Raw genomic sequence first — 17,839 nt, forward strand, 5'->3', positions numbered from 1 at the left:
AGGCGCAGACGCTCAATCGGCGTCCTTTGCCGGGTGGGTTGGCTCCCCGCCGGAGCCCTGGCGCGGATGTTCGTGATTCTCGCCCATGCGTTGGTATTGCTTGCGCAGGGCATGCAACTGGGCGGGGTCCATGTCTTCCAGATCGAGCAATGCCTTGTGCGCGCGCTTGGTGGTGCGCAGCAGTTCGTCGATCTTGATGTGCAGTACATCGTTGTCGCGGTTCTGGGTGTTCTGGATGAGAAAGACCATGAGGAAGGTGATGATGGTGGTCGACGTATTGATCACCAGCTGCCAGGTATCGTTGTAGTCGAACAACACGCCGCTGAGCGCCCAGACCACGATCAGGGCCAGGGCGACCCCGAAGGTCAGCGGCCGTCCGGCCCAGTTGGCCAGCCATTGGGCGAAACGCTCGAATTTCATGGTGTCGGTCCTCCTTCGCGAGATCGCGATGATCGCTATTGGGTGGAATCGCCGGCGTCGGCAAAGTTCAACTTCACGCGCCTTCCCAGGCCTTCCGTCAATCATCCTGAACCCTTGCCCGGCTCGGCCTGTCGCAATTCAAGGGCCGCCGGCAAAGATTGCGCGGCCAGCTGCAGACATGCAGGTTTCGCACAGGTCGAGGAGGACGGTAGGTGAGCGATATCCGCATCGGCATATCTGGATGGCGCTATGGCCCATGGCGCAAGGATTTCTACCCCCAGGGCCTACGCCAGGACGATGAACTGGCGTTTGCCTCGCGGGCGGTCAACAGCATCGAGATCAACGGCTCGTTCTACGCGCTGCAAACACCTGAACGCTACCTGCAGTGGCGCGAGCAGACCCCAGAGGGCTTCGTGTTTTCGGTCAAGGGGCCGCGCTACATCACGCATGTGCGGCGCCTGAAGGACATCGAAGAGCCGCTGGCCAATTTCTTCGCCTCTGGGCCGCTGCTGCTTGGCGACAAGCTCGGCCCGTTGCTCTGGCAGTTTCCGCCCAACATGCGCTACGACGAGACGCGCTTCGCGCACTTTCTGCAATTGCTGCCCAGCGATCGCAAGGCTGCCCGCGCCTGCGCCGAGGGCTGTGCCGAGCGCCTGCAAGGCAATGGCGGCACGGTTATCAAGGGCAATGCACGGCTGCGCCACGCGGTGGAAGTCCGCCATGAAAGTTTTCTCTGCGAAGGGTTCATCAAGCTGCTGCGCAAGCACAAGGTAGCCTTGGTGGTCGCCGACAGCGCCGGCAAGTGGCCCTACGTCGAGGATGTCACGGCAGACTTCGTCTACATGCGCCTGCATGGCGACGTCGAGCTCTACAGCAGCGGCTATACCGCGCGGGCGCTGCGGCGCTGGAAACAGCGGATACAGCGCTGGAGCCAAGGCAGCCAGGCCGAGGACGCGCAGTTGGTCGTTCCAGGTGCTCCGCCCAGGCGCGCTTCGCGGGACGTGTACTGCTACTTCGACAACGACCAGAAGGTCCATGCGCCCTACGACGCGCGTCGGCTGCTGGAAAAACTCGACCTCGACCACGACCTGCTCACCGAGCCAGGCGCCCTGCCGGAGGTTGCCCTGTGAATCCGACACTGTCTGCCCCCCGCTGCATCATCGACAAGGTGACCTCGGTAAACCGCCTCACCGTACTTACGATCAACGTGCACAAGGGGTTCACCTTCTTCAATCGCCGGTTCATCCTCCCCGAACTGCGCGAAGCGGTACGTGCGACCGGCGCAGACCTCGTGTTCCTGCAGGAGGTGCATGGCAGCCACCAGGAACATGCCGTGCGCCACCCGGCCTGGCCCCAGACGCCACAGTACGAATTCCTCGCCGACAGCATGTGGCCGCAGTTCGCCTATGGCCGCAATGCGGTCTATCCGCATGGCGACCACGGCAATGCGCTGCTGTCGAAATTCCCCATCATCGAGCACCACAACCTGGACGTTTCGGTCGCCGGCAACGAACAGCGCGGCCTCCTTCATTGCCGCCTGGAAGTGCCCGGCCATGAGCAAGTGCATGCCATTTGCGTGCACCTGGGCCTGCGCGAGGCGCATCGCCAAAGCCAGGTGCGGCTGTTGCTGGACCTGCTCGACAAGTTGCCAGCCAAGGCCCCGGTGATCATCGCTGGCGACTTCAATGACTGGCGCCTGAAGGCCGATGCAGTGTTGTCCGAACATCTGGTGGAAGCGTTCGGCGACCGTTTCGGTAGCCCGGCGCGTAGCTTTCCGGCCCGCCTGCCACTGCTGCGCCTGGACCGCATCTACCTGCGCAACGCCCTGCCATGCCAGGCGCAGGTGCTGTCGAAGTATCCGTGGTCGCACCTTTCCGACCACGCCCCCTTGGCCGCGGAGATCAACCTATGAACAGGCCGTGGGTGGATGGCAACAGCGTCGAGCTGTTGATCAATGGCGAGGCCTATTACCCGAGGGTATTCGAGGCCATGGCCCAAGCGCAGGAGGAGATCCTGCTGGAGACCTTCATCATCTTCGATGACAAGGTCGGCCAACAGCTGCAACAGGTGCTGATCGACGCCGCACGCCGAGGTGTGCGTGTGGAAGTTGCAGTAGACGGCTACGGCACGGCAGACCTGCCCGACGCCTTCATTTCGGCCATGACCGAAGCCGGGTCAGCTTTCATGCCTTCGACCCGCAACCCCGTTTGGCCGGCATGCGCACCAACCTGTTCCGCAGGTTGCACCGCAAGATCGTGGTAATTGACGGTACCCGGGCCTTCATCGGAGGCATCAACTACAGCGCCGACCACCTGGGCGACTACGGCCCCATGGCCAAGCAGGACTACGCCGTCGAGGTGACCGGTCCGGTGGTGGCGCAGATCCACGCGGCCAGCCGGCGCCTGATGTCGCCCGTGCTGCAGCCACCCAGTGAGGTGCGCCCGGTTACCGAGCCGACCGGGACTATCACTGCGGTCATGGTTGAGCGCGACAACGGCCAGCGCAGCACGGCCATCGAGGCGCGCTACCTGGAAGCGTTGCGCGGAGCGCGCCAACGCATCGTCGTCGCCAACGCCTACTTCTTCCCCGGCTACCGCTTGTTGCGCGAGCTGCGCAATGCTGCCCGGCGTGGCGTGGAAGTCACGCTGATCTTGCAAGGCCAGCCAGACATGCGCTGGGTCCGTGCGTTGTCGCGGCTGCTGTACAACTACCTGCTGCGCGATGGTGTGCGCATCCACGAGTACTGCCAACGCCCCCTGCACGGCAAAGTAGCGCTGGTGGACGAAGAATGGTCGACGGTGGGCTCGAGCAACCTCGACCCGCTGAGCCTGTCGTTCAACCTCGAGGCCAACCTGTTCATCCGCGACCGGGCCTTCAACCAAGCGCTCTACCAGCACCTGGATGGCCTGGCGAACCAGCAGTGCAAGCCGGTCACCCTGGAGCGCATGATCCGCGGCTACTGGTGGCGGGCGCCGCTGATCTTCGCCTGCTTCCACGTGATCCGGCATTTTCCGCGCATTGCCGGCTGGTTCCCGGCGCACCGCCAGCGGCTGCGCTCCATACAACCGGAAAGCGAAGCCCATGGCGACCTGCACGAGGGGAACACCTGATGACGCAAACGCGCTGGAAAACCTGGGGCAAGCGCCTGTTCACGGTGTTGTTCCTGATCCTCATCCCCGCGCTGCTGTACATGCTGGCGCGCAACCTGGACTGGAACGAAGTGCGCCATTCGTTGCTCGCCTACAAGCCCAGCACCTTGGCCATCGGGCTGTTACTGGCGCTGTGCAGCTATGCGACGTTCGCCAGCTACGATCTGTTGGCCCGCGCCTACACCGGCCACAAACTGCCGGCCCGGCAGGTGCTGCCAGTGGCGTTCGTGTGCTATGCGTTCAATCTCAACTTCACCACCTGGGTCGGCGGCGTGGCACTGCGCTACCGCCTGTATGGTCGGCTGGGCCTGGACACGCCGACCATCACCCGCATCCTCACCCTGGGCTTGCTGACCAACTGGATGGGCTACATGTTGCTGGCCGGGACGGTATTCGCCCTGCGCCTGGTCGAGCTGCCGGCGAACTGGGCGGTTGGCGCCACCGGCCTGCAACTGATCGGCGTGCTGCTGATTGCCGTCGCGCTCGGCTACTTGCTGGCCTGCGGTATCGCCAAGAAGCGTACATGGCGCTGGCGTGACCACGAAGTGACCTTACCGACGTTGCGCCTGGCGCTGTGCCAGGTGGCCTTGGGTGCCAGCAACTGGGCGCTTATGGCAGCGCTGATCTGGTGGCTGTTGCCTGGCGAGGCGTTCTATCCGTCAATCCTCGGCATCCTGCTGATCAGTTGCGTGGCAGGCGTCGTCGCGCACATCCCGGCGGGCTTGGGGGTGCTTGAAACGGTGTTCCTCGGTCTGCTGCATGACCAGATGAACCAAGGCACCCTGGTGGCCGCCCTGCTCGGCTACCGCACGCTCTATTACCTGATTCCCCTGGTGTTGGCGGTGATCACCTACCTGGTGCTGGAAAAGCGCGCCAGGACCATGCGCCAACGCGTCAAAACCACCTGAAGGAGCACACGACCATGCCACGTGGCGACAAGGACAAGTATACCGACAAACAAAAGCGCAAGGCCGAGCACATCGAGGACAGCTACGAGGCCAAGGGTGTGTCCAAGGACGAGGCCGAAGCCCGGGCCTGGGCTACCGTCAACAAGCAGTCCGGTGGTGGCGAGCGCAAGGGAGGCTCGGGGCAGAAGAAGAGCGAACCGGCCAAGGCCAAGTCCCGCGAGTCTTCTGCCAAGCGTGCGGCAGCCACCAAGCGCGGCGTGCCCCGGCCAGGTGAGCAGTTGGCCGACCTGACCAAGACGCAGTTGCTGGAACGGGCACGCAAGCACGACATTGCCGGGCGCTCGACCATGAACAAGGCGCAATTAGTGGAGGCATTGCGCAAGGCTGGTTAGAGGTCCAACGCTGCTGATGACAAAAGTGGGGTGCCCGGGCAAGGCCCGGGCGATCCAGCAAGGTCAGGGCGATATGGGATCACTCGCCGGGAAGGTTTCATCCAATGCATTGTCCACGCTGGACTCTTTAGGCTGCGCAGCGTCGCCGCAATGGCAATCCTGCATGCGGCACGGTTCGCCATTGCGGTGGCCACTGGCACAGGCTTCGCAGCAGTAGGCCTTGTCACCCTGGGTCACGGTAGTGGCATCGACCGTACAATTGCAGTGGCTACAGGCACAACGTACTTCGCTCATGGGTCCGTCCTCTCATCCTCGTCAACGACATCATCGGCCCAAGGTTCGCCATCGAGCGGCGCCGAACGCGCAAGCTCCGCCTCGTCCAGGCCAATACCGCCGCCGATTTCTTCGGCATCGACCCGGCGCAGGCGCTTGTCTGCAGGCCCGCCGCTGTCACCTGGTTCGTGTGGATCACGGGCGCCGGTTTCGTCGAGCAAGGTATCCGGGCTGAGGTCGTCATAGGTGACGTTGTCTTCGTGCAGGCTGTCGCTCAGCGCTTCGCCTCCGGTCATGCCACTTTCGGCAACGCGGCGGGTCGGGAACTCTTGCTCGAGCTCATCGGCGGGACGCTCGTCCCCTACCCGTCCCTGGCGCTGATCGTTGCGCTCACTGAAATCCAGCTCATGAACGCTGCCCATGCGGTCCTCGGTGTCGTCGATTTCACTCGGCACGCGGGGGTTGGCATCGTCTGGTCTAGGCATCTCGTTTCTCCATCGGGTGGCTATATCGGGTAGCTATATCGTGCAGCTATGACCGGTCGACCACCCAGCCTGGGCAATGATTCAGAGTTTCTTCTGCCGCTGACCGTGGCAGCGAAAGATTGAACTCCGCCGTGCGCGGTCGCCTCCCAACTGGAGACACAGCGAATCGCCTGGAGCCGCCATGGCCAAGCCCTTGCCCAAGCCCCTGCAAGAATACAACCGCAAACGCGACTTCAACGCCACGCCCGAACCCAGCGGCAGCCGCGCTCGAGGCAAGGCTGCGCACGCGTTGCAGTTCTGCATTCAAAAGCACGACGCCAGCCACCTGCACTACGATTTTCGCCTGGAACTGGATGGCACCCTGAAAAGCTGGGCGATACCGAAGGGCCCCTCGCTGGATCCCAAGGTGCGGCGTCTGGCCGTGCACGTCGAGGATCACCCGCTGGACTATGCCGAGTTCGAAGGCCACATCCCCGAGGGCCATTACGGCGCTGGCGATGTGATCGTCTGGGATCGCGGGGTCTGGGAGCCCGAAGGCGATCCTCGCGCGGCCTACGCCAAGGGCAAGCTGCGGTTTCGCCTGCAGGGCGAAAAGCTCGCTGGTATCTGGAACCTGTTCCGCACCCACCTGGCCGGCAAGAAGGAACAGTGGATGCTGGTCAAGTCGAACGACGGCGAAGCACGCAGCGAAGCCGATTACAGCATTGTCGAGGCACAACCCGACAGCGTGCTAAGTGATCGCACGCTGATACCCCGCAAGCCCAAGGGCAAGGCCGCCGCTGCCCGTCACCAAGGCAAGAAGACCGCCAGCAAGGCCGCCCTACCCGATCAATTGCAGCCGCAACTGGCGACCCTGGTCGATTCACCGCCAAGCGGTGATTGGCGCTACGAGGTCAAGTTCGATGGTTACCGCATCCTGGCCCGTATCGAAGGCGAAGAGGTGCGTTTGTTCACCCGCAACGGCCACGACTGGAGCGCCAAGATGCCGCGTCAGGTCGAGGCGCTGCGCGCCCTGGGACTGGACTCGGCGTGGCTCGATGGCGAAATGGTGGTCGTCGATGAACACGGCGCCGCTGATTTCCAGGCGTTGCAGAACGCCTTCGACACCGAGCAGGACGAACACATTACCTATTATCTGTTCGACCTGCCGTATCTTGGTGGCCAGGATCTGCGCCAGTTGCCGCTGCAAGACCGTCGCAACGCCCTGAGCCAATTGTTGCAACACAACCAATCGGATCTACTCAAATACTCGGAAAGCTTCGACCAACCGGTCGATTCGCTGCTCGCCAGCGCCTGCCAACTGGAACTCGAGGGCTTGATCGGCAAGCGCGCCGACAGCCCCTATGTTGGCCGGCGCAGCGCCGACTGGATCAAGCTCAAGTGCAAGCAGCGCCAGGAGTTCGTCATCGTCGGCTTCACCGACCCCAAGGGCAGCCGCAGTGGCTTCGGTGCCCTGCTGCTGGCCCTGCACGACGACGACAGCGGCGAGCTGCGTTATGCCGGCAAGGTCGGTACGGGCTTCAATGCGACCACCCTGGCCAGCATCCATGACCGCCTCGCGCCGCTCGAAATCGCCAAGCCTGCCCTGCCCAAGCCGCCCACCGGCGCCGAAGCCCGCGGCGTGCATTGGCTCAAGCCCCAGCTGTTGGCGGAGGTGGCCTACGCCCAGATGACCCGCGATGGCGTGGTTCGCCATTCGGTATTCCACGGGCTGCGCGACGACAAACCCGCCACCGCCATCGACCTGGAGCGCGCCATGCCCGGCAAGACTGCATCCAAGCCGCCCGAACAGGACCTGGGCAGCCTGCGCCTGACCCACCCCGACCGGGTGATCGACGCCAGTAGCGGCGCCACCAAGCGCGATATCGCCGATTACTATGCCAAGGTCAGCGAGTGGATCCTGCCGCAGCTGAAGGACCGTCCGGTGGCACTGGTTCGTGCGCCGGACGGACTGGGCGGCGAACTGTTCTTCCAGAAAAACGCCGGCCAGTTGCACATTCCCAACGTGCTCACCTATGACAAGGCCGAGGCCGGTCAGGCGGCGATGGTCATCAACCGTCCCGACACCCTGCTCGGCGCAGTACAGATGAACATGCTCGAACTGCACACCTGGAACGGCACCGACAAGGACTTCGACAAACCCGACCGCTTCGTCCTCGATCTCGACCCTGACCCCGCACTGCCCTGGAAGGCCATGCTCGAGGCCACCCAGCTGACCCTGACCCTGCTCGACGAACTCGGCCTGAAGGTGTTCATCAAGACCAGCGGCGGCAAGGGGATCCATCTGGTCGTGCCGCTGACCCGGCGAGCCGGATGGGATGAGGTGAAGGATTTCAGCCATGCCATCGTCACCTACCTGGCCAAGCTGTTCCCCGATCGTCTGAGCGCTGTCTCCGGGCCGAAGAACCGGGTCGGGCGGATCTTCATCGACTACCTGCGCAATGGCAAAGGCGCGACCACGGTCAGCGCCTACTCGTTGCGGGCTCGTGAGGGGCTGCCGGTGTCGGTGCCGATCTGGCGCGAGGAACTGGCGCAGATCAAGGGAGCGAACCAGTGGCACATAGGCAACCTGGACGAGCGCCTGGCCGAGGTCGACGACCCCTGGGCCGACATGGCCAAGACCCGGCAGTCGATCACCGCGCGCATGCGCAAACAGATGGGGATGGCCTGATGGAGCGCTGGATCGACTTGCTGCAATGGCCGGCCATGGCCGTGACCGTGCTGGCCGCCTGGTGCATCGGCTCGCGGCGCCCGATGCGCCGGCGGGTGGGCTTTTGCTGCTTCATCGCCAGCAACCTGTTGTGGGTGCTGTGGGGCTGGCAGGCCGAGGCCTGGGCCCTGATCGCCCTGCAGTTTTGCCTGTGCGCAATGAACCTGCGGGGGTGGAAGAAGAGCATGGCAATGGAGCCGAGCACATGAGCATCATTCAGGACTTCGACCTCAATAATCTGGATCGCCTGCTACGCGACTATTCGCAGCGGGCGCAGCCATTGAACCTCGATACCCAGCTGCCTGAGGTAATGCACGCGCTGCAAGCCGACCACCTGGACCTACTGCCGCTGCCGGGCCAGGGCAATACCCTGCGGCGTTGGCAAACCCTGGCCCGGGTGGCGGGCTGCGACCTGGCCTTGGCCAAGCTCTATGAAGGCCATACCGATGCCTTGGCGATTCTCGCCGAGTGCGGCGCGGCCCATCATGCCCGCGAAGGAATCTGGGGCGTCTGGGCCGCCGAACCGCCCGATGCGCGCACGCGCATCATCGCGCGCGACGGCGAGCGGGTGCGCTTGAGTGGGCGCAAGGCCTGGTGCTCCGGCGCGCTGCAGATCGACCGCGCACTGATCACTGCCTGGGCCGACGACGACCAGCCGCAATTGGTGGCGATCGACCTGGCCGACAGTGGCCAGCAGTTGCAAGTAGAGCGCTGGCAAGCCTTGGGCATGGCCACGACCACGAGTGTGGAACTGGAGTTCGACGATGCCCCTGGGATCGCCATTGGCCGCCCAGGACAGTACCTGTCGCGTCCCGGCTTCTGGCATGGCGGTGCCGGGATCGCGGCCTGTTGGTATGGCGCCGCCGAGGCGCTCGCCGACTACCTGCGCGAGCATTGCCGCAAGCCACGCCCCGATCCCCATGGCGAAGCTCATCTGGGCGCCGTCGATGCCGCCTTGTACGGCGCCAGGGCCAGCCTGCGCGAGTGCGCACAGTGGATCGACCGTCAACCCGGCGCCGATGCCAGCTTCGAGGTGCGCCGTACCCGTGCGCAGGTGGAGCAGGCCGTCGACCAGGTCATCCATCACGTCGGTCGTGCCCTTGGCGCCACGCCGTTCTGCCGCAGCCCTCACTTTGCCCGGCTCAACGCCGACCTGCCGGTGTTTCTCCGCCAGAGCCACGCCGAGCGTGACCTGGCAGCGCTCGGCCAACAATTGGCACAGATGCCGGCAGGAGCATGGCAACTATGACCGAGAACCTGATCCAGGCCAGCAGCGGCACCCCGTGGGCCGCCTGGCAGCAGTCGGCGCACTTGGCCCGGGCCACCTGGATGAGCCCCGACCAGTTATGTCCGCCTGGCCAGCGTCTGGTCCTGCTGGCCCCCCACCCTGACGATGAGATTCTCATGGCCGGGGGCCTACTGGGGGAGTTCCGCGGCCGCGAGCAGGACCTGGTGCTGATCTCCGCCACCGATGGCGAGGGCAGCCACCCAGGCTCCGAACACTGGACCGAGCATCGCTTGCGCCGCCAACGGCCACTGGAGAGCCGTCATGCGCTGGCGCAGTTGGACCTGGACCTCAACCAGCTGGACTGGCGCCGCCTCAACCTCAAGGACGGCGACCTGCCACGCAACGAGGCTTTCCTGCTCAACCACCTGAACCAGTTGCTCAAGCCCGGCGACGTGCTGATGACCACCTGGCGTGGCGATGGCCATTGCGACCATGAGGCGGTAGGCCGTGCCGCTGCCCAGGCCTGCCAGGTTCGCCAGGCCCGCTTGGTGGAAGTGCCGGTATGGGCCTGGCATTGGGCACAGCCGGACGACCCACGCCTACCCTGGCCGCGCGCTCACCGTATCCAGCTGAATGAAGCCCGGGTGGCCCGCAAGCGCCAGGCGCTGGCAGCCCACGTGAGCCAGTTGGAACCCGACCAGGGTCAGCCACCCGTACTTCCCCCTGCCCTGCTCGATTGCCTGCTGCAACCTTTCGAACTGGTGTTCCTCTGAACGGAGTTGTCATGAGCCTCGATGCACAGTATTTCGCCAACCTCTACGCCAACAATGAAGACCCATGGGCCTTTCGCACCCGCTGGTATGAGCGGCGCAAGCGCGACCTGATCATGGCCAGCCTGCCACGCCAATGCTATGAGCGTGTGTTCGAGCCGGCGTGCGCCAACGGCGAGATGAGCGCTGCGCTGGCCGAGCGCTGCGCCGAGCTGCTTTGCCAGGACCTGGACCCCACCGCTGTCGGTCTGGCCCGCGACCGGCTGGCGAGCCTGCCCAACGTGGCCGTCGCCCAGGGCCGCCTGCCCGGAGACTGGCCGGGCGGACGCTTCGACCTGGTCGTGCTCAGCGAGATAGGCTATTACCTGGACCCGACCGACTGGCTGCAAGTCATCGAGCAGGCGGTGCATAGCCTGACCTACGATGGCGGCCTTCTCGCTTGCCACTGGCGTCACCCCATCGCCGGCTGCCCTCAGGACGGGCGCGAAGTGCACGAGATGCTGGCCCGGCACCTGCCGCTGTATAGGGTGTTCCGTCACGAGGAAGGCGACTTCCTGCTCGAATACTGGGCCTGCCAGCCCAGTGTCATCGACCTGGACGAGACCTGCCCATGATTGCCGTGATCATCCCCGCGCATAACGAGGCGCGGCATCTGGGGCGTTGTCTAAAGGCGCTGTCTGCCGCCGTGGCACTGGCCGAGCGCGATGGCCACCGGGTGGAGATCCTGGTGGTGCTCGATCGTTGCAGCGACGGCAGCGCCGCAGTCGCACGCCGGCATGGGGTGGCAACGATGGAGGTGGATGCCGGCAACGTCGGCATGGCCCGGCGCGCAGGCGCTCAGTGGATGCTCGACCGTGGGGCCCGCTGGCTGGCCTGTACCGATGCCGATAGCCAGGTGCCCCCGCATTGGCTGGTATCGCAGCTGGCGTGTGGCGCCGATGCGGTGTGCGGGACTGTTCATGTGGCCCGTTGGCAGCCCTGGCAGAAGGCTGCCCTACGCGCGTTGTATCAGAGCCACTACCGGGCGGAGGAAGGCCATCGGCACATCCATGGCGCCAATCTTGGGGTGTGCGCCCGAGCGTATGAGCGCGTCGGAGGCTTTCAGCCATTGCCGGCGCATGAGGATGTTCGGCTGATCAGCGACCTGCAGGCCCTGGGGGCGCAGATCGTGTGGACGGCGCGGCACAGTGTCGCCACCAGCAGCCGAACTCGCAGCCGGGCGCGGGAAGGCTTCGGCGATTATCTTGCGGGGTTGGAATCGCTGGTGAACTGAGCAGCGCCTCGCACGGCATACTCCGCTCCTGCAGGGCTTTCACTGCTGCCAGGGCCCGCTCCCACAGGGTTTTCACTGTTACCTGTGTAGGTGCCCTGGCCTGTAGGAGCGGGTTTACCCGCGAACACCGGCGCAGCCGGTGCCATGCCGAATCGATGAGGCCCGGGCAGCCAGCACCAATACGCTCAAGAGGCCTTGCGCGGGCGCTTGGCGGGTTTCTTCTTCGCCGCTGGCGCGCTCTTGCCGCCCAGGCTGCGTTTGAGCAGCTCCGTCAGATCGATGATATCGGCGCCTTTCTGCGCGTCGCTGCCCTCGCCCTTCTCCACCACCGCGATCTTACCTTTGCTGGCCTTTTCCTCGACCAGGTCGAGAATCGTCTGGCGAAACGCATCATGGTATTCATCGGGCGTCCACGGGCCGCTCATGTCCTCGACCAGGCGCTTGGCCATGTCCAGCTCACGTTTGTCGACCTTGGCGTCGCTCACGCTCTTGTCCAGCTCCAATGTTTCAAGGCCGCGCACTTCCTCTGGCCAGCGCAAGGTGATGAGCACCAGCGCATCGTCCAGCGGACGCAGCAGTGCCAGGTGCTGCTTGGTATGCAGCACCACCGTGGCCAGGGCCACCTTGCCAGTGCTTTCCAGCGTCGTGCGCAGCAAGGCATACACCTTGCCGCCTCGTTTGTCTGGGCTCAGGTAATAAGGGGTATCGAAGTGCTGCAAGGGAATGTCGCCGGCATCGACGAACGAGAAAATATCGATGGTCTGCGTCGCCTCAGGCCGCGCTTGGCGAATCTCCTCCTCGCTGATCACCACGTAACGGCCTTTCTCATACTCCACACCCTTGACGATGTTGTCCTTGTCGATTTCCTTGCCCGTGACCTTGTTCACTCGCTTGTACCCCACCGGCTCCATGCTGCGCTTGTCGAGCCAGTCGAAATCCACCCGCTCCGAACGCACGGCGGTATTGAGCGACACCGGTATGTGTACCAGGCCAAAGCTGATCGCGCCTTTCCAGATTGCCCGAGCCATTTCAGTGCTCCCACGGTTGGCGCCCCGGAGGCCGGGGCGCATGCCTCATGCTGACTGCGTGCTGGATTGAAGGTTTAGCCGGCCTGCCCTACGGCAACGGATTGCCGCCCGTCACCCCGAACACTTCGCCGGTGATGTAGCTGGATTCCTGGCTGGCCAACAACACGTACAGCGGTGCGCACTCGGCTGGCTGGCCTGGTCGCTTCATTGGGGTCTGGCTGCCGAAGTCGGGGATTTTCTCAGGTGGCTGGCCACCACTGGGCTGCAGGACGGTCCAGATCGGGCCTGGCGCGACGGCATTGACGCGGATACCGCGCTCGATCACCTGCTTGGCCAATGCCTTGGTGAAGGCAACGATGGCGGCTTTGGTGGTGGCGTAATCGAGCAGAGTTGCCGACGGTTGGTAGGACTGGATGGACGCGGTGTTGATGATGGTCGCTCCGGCGGGCATCAGCGGCACGGCCGCCTGGCACAACCAGAACAGTGCATACACGTTGGTCTTCATGGTGTGGTCGAACTGCTCGTGACTCACCTGGCCGATGTCCTTGCGCGCTTCCTGCTTGCCGGCGACGTTGACCAGGATATCCAGCCCACCCAGCTGTTCGTGGGCTTGGTCCACCAATGTCTTGCAGAACGCCTCATCCTTCAGGTCGCCGGGAATCGCCACCGCCTTGCGGCCTTCGGCCTCGATCAACTTGATGACCTCACGGGCGTCGGCCTGCTCGATCGGCAGGTAGTTGAGCGCGATATCGGCACCTTCGCGGGCGAAGGCCACGGCTACCGCGCGGCCAATACCCGAGTCGGCCCCGGTGATCAGCGCCTTGCGCCCTGCCAGGCGGCCAAAACCCTTGTAGGTGGCTTCGCCGTGGTCCGGCTTGGGTTGCATGTGGGCGTCCAGGCCTGGAGCGGCCTGGCCCTGGGAAGGAAACGGAGGGTGTGGATACTCGGTCAGCGGATTTTGCATGCTGAACTGATCCTGGGGCTTGTTGGGCATGGGAAACTTCCTCAGATTGAAACCGTCGTCGCCCGCAAGGCGAGCCGCTTAAGGTTTCGAGGAAGCCAAAGGCGTCAAGGTTTGTTCGCGACGCAGATATGCCCGACAGATGGTCACCTAGTTGAACAGCGCCCGGGCGAAAGCCGCCGCGGCGAGGTGCACCTGCACCGACCAGTCGTCCGCCGCATCGCTGCCGGCGTCATCGGAAATGTACTTGAGGCACAGGAACGGGATGCCCTGCTCACGGGCGATCAGGGCAAGCACGTACGCCTCCATGTCGACCACGTCATAAGGCGCCTCGCCATGGCGGGTCTCGAAGTTGTCGCCCGAGCCGCAAGTGCCCAACGGCAGGCCAGGCATGCTCAGCCCCTGTTCCAGAACCACCGGAATGTCCGAAAACGGCGTTTCGTAGCGGGCGAAGCCCAGCGGCGTCACGTCCATGTCGCGTTGCACGAAGCGCGTACAACACACCAGCTCGCCCTTGCCATATCGGGGGCTGCCAGCCGAGCCGAGGTTGACGATCAGCTTGGGTTTGCGCGTTTGCAGAGCCGTGGTCAACGCGATGGCGGCATTGACCTTGCCGATGCCGGTAAATACTGCGTCTACGTGGCTGAACGCATCGGCGGCCTCGGCTTCCAGAGCGAAGACGAAAAGGGTATCCGCCAGCGCGACGCGGGTGTGTTCATCGATGTGGATCATGGGGCTTTCCAGTTAGCGGCAGAAGGTCGAGCCCAGTCACTCTAAAGGGCAGTAGAGTCAGCTGCAAACGCTGGCGCGGCGGTTGTGTAACAACCGACGTCTTGCCCCTGCTCCACGACCTGCATGACCACCTCGCGCAAAGCCTGCACCTCGCTCATTCCAGCATCGCGGGCCTGGCCCAGGCGCCGCAATTGGCGCTCAGCGCTGGTGCCTTCGGCGACGATGCGCCGGGCGTGGGCGAACGCGCGTTCGGCGTCCACGGTATCGGCCGGATGCAACGCCTGCAGTTGCGCCAGCCAGCCCAGTGCGTTGGTCGGCAACTGATCATGAACACCGATGAACAGCCCCTGCAGGCCATGGCGCATGGCACGCCAGTAGTTTTCTTGAGTGACCCAGCGGATTTCACGGCTCAGCGCGGGGATGTCCTGCCCTGGCCTCAGGCACTGCTCTACCAGGTGTCGGAACAGGCCGGCGATGCACAAGGCATCCTCCAGGCGCGGGCAAGCGTCACAGATACGCAATTCGATGGTCGGATAGCGCCTGGACGGCCGAATGGCCCACCAGAAGTCGCCATCCTCGGCCAGTGCGCCGGTACGCTGCAGCAACGCCCGGTAGCGCTCATAGGCCGCCCAGTTGGCGAGAGGCTCAGGGAGGTTCATGTGCGGCCATTCGGCGCAAATGACCCGGCGGTAGCTCATGTAGCCCGTGGCGTGGCCCGTCCATAGCGGTGACGAAGTACTCAGCGCGAGGAACAATGGCAGCCAGTAGAGCACACGGTTGATCACTTGCATGCGGTCCAATCCCACCGGCACGCCGACATGCACGTGCAACCCGGACAGCAAGCTGCGCCGGGCTACGTGCTGGTAATCGGCGAACACTTGCCGGTAGTGAGGATCTGGCCGCGCTTGCTGGCGCAGCCACTGCGCGCAGGGGTGGCTGGCAGCGCCGTAGAACCCGAGGCCTTCCTGCGCCAAGGCTTGGCCCAGACGCCCGCGCTGTTCGCAGAAGAAACTGCGCGCCTGGTGGAGGTTATTGAACACGGGCGAGGCGATTTCGATCTGGCTGCGAAACATCTCCGGCGCGAAGTACGGCGCGACCGCCGCTTCGCAGCACCTGGTCACGGCCTTGCTCGGGGCCGCCAGTACGCGGCCGCTGTCCAGGTGCACCAGCAGGTACTCTTCCTCGATGCCGAACGTGCACGCCACCGTCGTCAGCCGTTTCGCGTGACGGTCAGTGCAACGGCAGCGATGCGCTCGACCTGCTCGTAGCCAGGTTCGAGCAACTGCTCGCCGAACACATCCGGGTCGAGTTCGCGATAAACCCAGGACCAACGGGGCCCGGCCAGGCGCAGTCGGACGGCTTCGAGCAACGCGTCGCGGCCTTCGACGATCGCTACACCGGTGTAGAGCAGCAACGAGCCGCCCGGGCTCAAACGCTCGCGCGCCTGCTCGATGATGCGTAGGGACAACTGCGCGCCAAGGGCTCCACCGCCATGGCGGTAGGTGCGCTCGCCGACATCGAGCATGTAAGGTGGGTTGGCGACGATCAGGTCGAAGGTACCGGCAATGCCATCGAGCAGGTCGCTGTGCTCCACGGACAGGTTGCCGACACCAGCCAGCGCGGCGTTGATGGCGGTATAGCGCAGGGCCAATGGATTGATGTCGACAGCGCTGACCTGGGCATGTTGGGCAGCCCTTGCGATCAGCAAGGCGCCGATGCCACTGCCGCAGCCAATGTCCACGGCATGCTGCACGCGGGTCGGGTGGCGTTGCAGGTGGTCGTGAATCACCTGGGCGAAGCGATAACTGTCTGGGCCGAAGAAGACCGCATCGGCGGTGTCGGTCGGATACGCCGAATGCACCAATAGCAGATCATCCAGACTGGACCAGCGCACCAAGCTGCGCAACGCGCCGCCCTGCCCCTCGTGCAGCACTTGGGCCAAGCGCAGTTGCTCCAGTTCATCCGCTGAAATGAGCGACGCGGCGAATGGCCGACTCCAACCGAAGATATCGCGCAGATTGTGGCCATGGCTGGCACCCGAACGCTCATTGTTGCGCGCATGGGTCGCCGGTGTAACACAGGTGAATTGGTAGCCGTCGGCCCGCAGGCGGCGCCCCAGTTGCAGCAGCGCAGCATCGGCCTCGGTCTGTGCAGGATCTGGTCGCATCAGTGCGGCACCTCCTGGGCAAGGCCCGTGGCACGCACGAAGGCCTGGGTGGCAAGCAGGCCCTCGGGCAGGGCATGACGGTTGCCCGCCATTCGCTCGATCAGCGTCTCGATGGTTTCGCCCGACTCTTTGGCAGGCAATGCCTCGAATGCCAGGCGCGCCTCCCAGCTGCCAGGTATCACTCGGCGGATGGTGCTTTGCCAGTCGGCGGCGATCCAGTCGTACCAGAGTTGTTTTTCGTAGGCACTGAAGACGCCGAACATAGGCGCCGACGGCCCTTCTATCATCTGCCACCAACGACTCAGCGCGGGATCCACGCCACGCCGAATCCAGCCTTGGGCTTGCATCGCATCGAGAAACCCTGGCATGACCCCTGGCTCGCTCAACCATTGATTGATGGTGCGCTTTTGCAACCGGCAGTGGTCGGCATGCATGAATTGGCCGAACACGCGCTTGCGTTCGAGGGCAGCCAGTAGTTCACCGCGCAGATCGAAACGCTCGATAAGGCTGGGCGTATCCGTCCCCAGTTCGTTGAGTCGATAACCATTGCGTACACGCTGGTAGAAAACCTCGCCATCTTGCTCCGGGCAGAGTTGATGCACCGCCTGGATGGCTTTGTGGGCGTGGCCGCTGGCAGCGTTGTCGATCGTGACATGTAGCTGGAAGTAATGACCATCGATGCCCAACTCGGCAAGCTCGTAGGTGGTGATGAGCAAGTGCAGCGGCGGCTGTTCGTAGCCCAGGTTATAGCCGATGACCTCCGGTAAGTATTCGTCACCATGCAGGCCAAGGGCCAATTGCAAGGCCCCCGACAGATAGCGGTCGTCGGCCAGCGGTGCAGGATCCAGGCACCCAAGGCGGCTAAGCAGGCGCTGGTAGATGAGCACATGGTTCGAACGCGGATCGCCGTCGCCCAGTTCCTCGAGGTAGGTGCGAATCAACCCGTGATAGCGAGGATCGCGCCACTGACGCAAGGTCGCATACAGCCATGCGCCATCCACAGCCTTGGTCGGTGCGACCTGCTGGAGGAACCATAGGGCGTGGGCGCGGTTGCTGAAATACCGCCGCGGCCCGCCCTGACGCCGCTGGTCCAGGTAATGGGCGTGCGCCTGGGCAACCTGGCTGGCATGGTCGCGACTCCAGGCTTCGAGTTGCGCGGAAGTGGCTGGGAGATCGTCGCCAAGGCTCTGCGCCCGGGCCAATTGCAGGTCGAGCCAGGTCCGGCTATCGACATCTGCGCCTTGTAGCATGGCGCTATAGCGTCGTTGCAACCCGCTGTCGGTCTCGAGCGGCACTGTCAACGGGGCGGTGTTGCAGGTCATGACCGTCATGCCTCACTCCTT

The 17,839-nt window shown here is 64.2% G+C and carries 19 protein-coding genes and 1 pseudogene; 11 read left to right on the forward strand and 9 right to left on the reverse strand.

What is annotated here, in order from left to right; translation table 11 throughout:
- Positions 1 to 12 precede the first annotated feature (12 nt).
- A complete protein-coding gene (locus tag E6B08_RS14485) occupies positions 13 to 420 on the reverse strand; it encodes a low affinity iron permease family protein (RefSeq protein WP_136914655.1) in 408 nt (135 codons plus the stop codon).
- A 212-nt stretch (positions 421 to 632) separates the two neighbouring features.
- On the opposite strand from E6B08_RS14485, the gene E6B08_RS14490 reads away from it, so the two are divergent.
- From E6B08_RS14490 to E6B08_RS14510, 5 genes and pseudogenes are all read left to right on the forward strand, one after another.
- Entirely contained in the window at positions 633 to 1,550 is a 918-nt protein-coding gene (locus tag E6B08_RS14490; RefSeq protein ID WP_136914656.1) for a DUF72 domain-containing protein, read from the forward strand.
- Positions 1,547 to 2,332: an endonuclease/exonuclease/phosphatase family protein gene (locus tag E6B08_RS14495; protein WP_136914657.1), complete on the forward strand. Its 786-nt coding sequence runs from the start codon at positions 1,547 to 1,549 to the stop codon at positions 2,330 to 2,332. The genes E6B08_RS14490 and E6B08_RS14495 overlap by 4 nt, the downstream gene beginning before the upstream one ends.
- Positions 2,329 to 3,530 (forward strand): annotated as a pseudogene (gene clsB, locus E6B08_RS14500) (cardiolipin synthase ClsB). Before E6B08_RS14495 ends, clsB begins: the two are co-directional and overlap by 4 nt.
- On the forward strand, positions 3,530 to 4,477 hold the full coding sequence (locus E6B08_RS14505) for a lysylphosphatidylglycerol synthase domain-containing protein (protein ID WP_136914658.1): 948 nt from the start codon (positions 3,530 to 3,532) through the stop codon (positions 4,475 to 4,477). Before clsB ends, E6B08_RS14505 begins: the two are co-directional and overlap by 1 nt.
- A 14-nt stretch (positions 4,478 to 4,491) precedes the next feature.
- The gene (locus E6B08_RS14510) at positions 4,492 to 4,869 is read left to right on the forward strand and encodes a termination factor Rho (RefSeq protein WP_136914659.1); all 378 of its coding nucleotides are present in this window, start codon (positions 4,492 to 4,494) and stop codon (positions 4,867 to 4,869) included.
- Positions 4,870 to 4,932: 63 nt separating this feature from the next.
- On the opposite strand, the gene E6B08_RS14515 is transcribed toward E6B08_RS14510, so the two are convergent.
- Entirely contained in the window at positions 4,933 to 5,163 is a 231-nt protein-coding gene (locus E6B08_RS14515) for a metallothionein (RefSeq protein ID WP_136914660.1), read from the reverse strand.
- Complete coding sequence (locus E6B08_RS14520; RefSeq protein ID WP_136914661.1) at positions 5,160 to 5,627, reverse strand: phosphotransferase system, HPr-related protein; 468 nt, start codon at positions 5,625 to 5,627, stop codon at positions 5,160 to 5,162. The genes E6B08_RS14515 and E6B08_RS14520 overlap by 4 nt, the downstream gene beginning before the upstream one ends.
- 193 nt (positions 5,628 to 5,820) lie before the next feature.
- Here E6B08_RS14520 and ligD point away from each other — a divergent pair, with 193 nt between their 5' ends.
- From ligD to E6B08_RS14550, 6 genes are read left to right on the forward strand one after another with little or no spacing between them, the layout of a single operon-like run.
- Entirely contained in the window at positions 5,821 to 8,298 is a 2,478-nt protein-coding gene (gene ligD, locus E6B08_RS14525) for a DNA ligase D (RefSeq protein WP_136917406.1), read from the forward strand.
- The gene (locus E6B08_RS14530; protein WP_136914662.1) at positions 8,298 to 8,546 is read left to right on the forward strand and encodes a hypothetical protein; all 249 of its coding nucleotides are present in this window, start codon (positions 8,298 to 8,300) and stop codon (positions 8,544 to 8,546) included. Before ligD ends, E6B08_RS14530 begins: the two co-directional genes overlap by 1 nt.
- On the forward strand, positions 8,543 to 9,586 hold the full coding sequence (locus E6B08_RS14535; RefSeq protein ID WP_136914663.1) for an acyl-CoA dehydrogenase family protein: 1,044 nt from the start codon (positions 8,543 to 8,545) through the stop codon (positions 9,584 to 9,586). The genes E6B08_RS14530 and E6B08_RS14535 overlap by 4 nt, the downstream gene beginning before the upstream one ends.
- Positions 9,583 to 10,338 carry a PIG-L deacetylase family protein gene (locus E6B08_RS14540; protein ID WP_136914664.1) on the forward strand — a complete coding sequence of 252 codons (756 nt, stop codon included), beginning with the start codon at positions 9,583 to 9,585 and terminating at the stop codon, positions 10,336 to 10,338. Before E6B08_RS14535 ends, E6B08_RS14540 begins: the two co-directional genes overlap by 4 nt.
- 11 nt (positions 10,339 to 10,349) lie before the next feature.
- Positions 10,350 to 10,949: a class I SAM-dependent methyltransferase gene (locus tag E6B08_RS14545; protein ID WP_136914665.1), complete on the forward strand. Its 600-nt coding sequence runs from the start codon at positions 10,350 to 10,352 to the stop codon at positions 10,947 to 10,949.
- Positions 10,946 to 11,608 carry a glycosyltransferase gene (locus E6B08_RS14550; RefSeq protein ID WP_136914666.1) on the forward strand — a complete coding sequence of 221 codons (663 nt, stop codon included), beginning with the start codon at positions 10,946 to 10,948 and terminating at the stop codon, positions 11,606 to 11,608. The genes E6B08_RS14545 and E6B08_RS14550 overlap by 4 nt, the downstream gene beginning before the upstream one ends.
- Positions 11,609 to 11,793: 185 nt before the next feature.
- Here the strand turns inward: E6B08_RS14550 and E6B08_RS14555 are convergent, their stop codons facing one another.
- The 6 genes from E6B08_RS14555 to E6B08_RS14580 form a co-directional block, all read right to left on the reverse strand.
- Positions 11,794 to 12,636, reverse strand: a complete 843-nt coding sequence (locus E6B08_RS14555) for a Ku protein (protein WP_136914667.1) — start codon at positions 12,634 to 12,636, stop codon at positions 11,794 to 11,796.
- Positions 12,637 to 12,724: 88 nt separating this feature from the next.
- Entirely contained in the window at positions 12,725 to 13,630 is a 906-nt protein-coding gene (locus E6B08_RS14560; RefSeq protein ID WP_136914668.1) for an SDR family oxidoreductase, read from the reverse strand.
- A gap of 117 nt (positions 13,631 to 13,747) precedes the next feature.
- Positions 13,748 to 14,329 (reverse strand): nucleosidase, encoded by a 582-nt coding sequence (locus E6B08_RS14565; protein WP_136914669.1) that lies wholly within the window; start codon positions 14,327 to 14,329, stop codon positions 13,748 to 13,750.
- A 41-nt stretch (positions 14,330 to 14,370) separates the two neighbouring features.
- Entirely contained in the window at positions 14,371 to 15,534 is a 1,164-nt protein-coding gene (locus tag E6B08_RS14570) for a carboxylate-amine ligase (RefSeq protein ID WP_136914670.1), read from the reverse strand.
- Between the two features lie 5 nt (positions 15,535 to 15,539).
- Positions 15,540 to 16,496, reverse strand: a complete 957-nt coding sequence (locus E6B08_RS14575; RefSeq protein ID WP_136914671.1) for a methyltransferase — start codon at positions 16,494 to 16,496, stop codon at positions 15,540 to 15,542.
- Positions 16,496 to 17,827, reverse strand: coding sequence for an iron-containing redox enzyme family protein (locus E6B08_RS14580; RefSeq protein ID WP_136914672.1), 1,332 nt, complete (start codon positions 17,825 to 17,827; stop codon positions 16,496 to 16,498). Before E6B08_RS14580 ends, E6B08_RS14575 begins: the two co-directional genes overlap by 1 nt.
- Positions 17,828 to 17,839 lie beyond the last annotated feature (12 nt).

The sequence above is a fragment of the Pseudomonas putida genome (genome assembly GCF_005080685.1).
In the GTDB taxonomy this organism is placed as follows: Bacteria; Pseudomonadota; Gammaproteobacteria; order Pseudomonadales; family Pseudomonadaceae; genus Aquipseudomonas; species Aquipseudomonas putida_V.

Bases quoted from the DNA above. Each gene is read 5' to 3' on its own strand.
- E6B08_RS14575 (WP_136914671.1), bottom strand. From the start codon at position 16,496: ATGCGACCAGATCCTGCACAGACCGAGGCCGATGCTGCGCTGCTGCAA.
- E6B08_RS14550 (WP_136914666.1), top strand. From the start codon at position 10,946: ATGATTGCCGTGATCATCCCCGCGCATAACGAGGCGCGGCATCTGGGG.
- E6B08_RS14485 (WP_136914655.1), bottom strand. From the start codon at position 420: ATGAAATTCGAGCGTTTCGCCCAATGGCTGGCCAACTGGGCCGGACGG.
- E6B08_RS14505 (WP_136914658.1), top strand. From the start codon at position 3,530: ATGACGCAAACGCGCTGGAAAACCTGGGGCAAGCGCCTGTTCACGGTG.
- E6B08_RS14510 (WP_136914659.1), top strand. From the start codon at position 4,492: ATGCCACGTGGCGACAAGGACAAGTATACCGACAAACAAAAGCGCAAG.
- E6B08_RS14560 (WP_136914668.1), bottom strand. From the start codon at position 13,630: ATGCCCAACAAGCCCCAGGATCAGTTCAGCATGCAAAATCCGCTGACC.
- E6B08_RS14520 (WP_136914661.1), bottom strand. From the start codon at position 5,627: ATGCCTAGACCAGACGATGCCAACCCCCGCGTGCCGAGTGAAATCGAC.
- E6B08_RS14555 (WP_136914667.1), bottom strand. From the start codon at position 12,636: ATGGCTCGGGCAATCTGGAAAGGCGCGATCAGCTTTGGCCTGGTACAC.
- E6B08_RS14535 (WP_136914663.1), top strand. From the start codon at position 8,543: ATGAGCATCATTCAGGACTTCGACCTCAATAATCTGGATCGCCTGCTA.
- E6B08_RS14565 (WP_136914669.1), bottom strand. From the start codon at position 14,329: ATGATCCACATCGATGAACACACCCGCGTCGCGCTGGCGGATACCCTT.
- E6B08_RS14545 (WP_136914665.1), top strand. From the start codon at position 10,350: ATGAGCCTCGATGCACAGTATTTCGCCAACCTCTACGCCAACAATGAA.
- E6B08_RS14580 (WP_136914672.1), bottom strand. From the start codon at position 17,827: ATGACGGTCATGACCTGCAACACCGCCCCGTTGACAGTGCCGCTCGAG.
- E6B08_RS14540 (WP_136914664.1), top strand. From the start codon at position 9,583: ATGACCGAGAACCTGATCCAGGCCAGCAGCGGCACCCCGTGGGCCGCC.
- E6B08_RS14515 (WP_136914660.1), bottom strand. From the start codon at position 5,163: ATGAGCGAAGTACGTTGTGCCTGTAGCCACTGCAATTGTACGGTCGAT.
- E6B08_RS14530 (WP_136914662.1), top strand. From the start codon at position 8,298: ATGGAGCGCTGGATCGACTTGCTGCAATGGCCGGCCATGGCCGTGACC.